The sequence below is a fragment of the Oleiphilus sp. HI0066 genome, assembly GCF_001635725.1.
The window spans coordinates 1-963 of record NZ_LWFH01000541.1 but is presented as its reverse complement, the minus strand read 5'-3'; the positions used below and the strand labels follow the sequence as shown (position 1 = coordinate 963).

The window sequence follows — 963 nt, the reverse complement described above, 5'->3', positions numbered from 1 at the left end:
TTTGGAACATGTTCAGGCGCTGTTTCCTCCCTCCCTTGTGATTCCTGAAGGTGGTGAAGGGGTTGATGGGGTAAAGGGTGTGGCGTCCCTATTTCAAACGCTTGATCTAGATCGATACGATCTAATTTTAACGCCGGTTGGTTCGGGTACAACGTTAGCGGGCCTGCATAATGGAGTGGGTGACTCTGCAAGGGTTGTAGGTGTGTCAGCATTGAAGGGGGCAGAGGATCTGTCGCAACGGGCTGCCAAATACATTCCAGGTAAGAGTCCCGAGCAGGTTGAAATTTGGCATGATTATCACCATGGTGGCTTTGCTAAAATGTCGCCGCTTTTAAGAAACTTCATTTCTAGTGTTCAATCAGAATACGGCCTGATGTTAGATCCGGTATATACCAGCAAAGCGCTATATGCTTTAGTGCATCAGTTTGCGCATCATAAGTTGGGTGAGTCAGTAAATGCTATGTTGCTTCATACTGGTGGGCTTCAAGGTTGGAGAGGGTTTCGATCTTCCTGAATTTGTTCGTAGCCTTTGTTTAACCATGTGCCGTGCACCACGAATAAAAGCTTGGCTTGTTTTGATTTTTTGTCAGTAGCTAAAACTAAAATAGCCCGCCCTTCTTTCTCTACATCTTGCTCTATTGATTCTTGCAGCTCTGATAAGTTGAGCGCGTCGTTTTGCTCTACCTGAATGTCGAGCCATTGCTTCTTTTTTAAGACAAAAAATGTGTCAGCCCAAGGATGTAATGCATACCAATCCTGAAACTCTGATACATGAACCCATACGCTATGCTGGTAGGCGTCTTCGTTTACATCTTCAAGGCTCATTTGATCTCTTAATACAGAGTTGAATGGTAGAAATAACCTGCCGCGAATAATACATTCCGTGGAAAACGGCGGTGCACCAAAGTGCTCTAGGCTAGAGAATGTTTCTTGGTGTTCGCTGAGTCTCAGTTGGTGTTCATT

Annotated in this window: 1 protein-coding gene and 1 pseudogene; one reads left to right on the top strand and one right to left on the bottom strand. The window is 45.0% G+C overall.

The window, feature by feature from the left end; translation table 11 throughout:
• Positions 1-514 (top strand): annotated as a pseudogene (locus A3738_RS30740) (hypothetical protein); the annotation flags it as partial.
• On the opposite strand, the gene A3738_RS07310 reads toward A3738_RS30740, so the two are convergent.
• Positions 484-963, bottom strand: a 480-nt coding sequence (locus tag A3738_RS07310) for a DUF1853 family protein (protein WP_156504053.1), incomplete at its 5' end; no start/stop codon positions are given. The pseudogene A3738_RS30740 and the gene A3738_RS07310 sit on opposite strands and share 31 nt — an antisense overlap.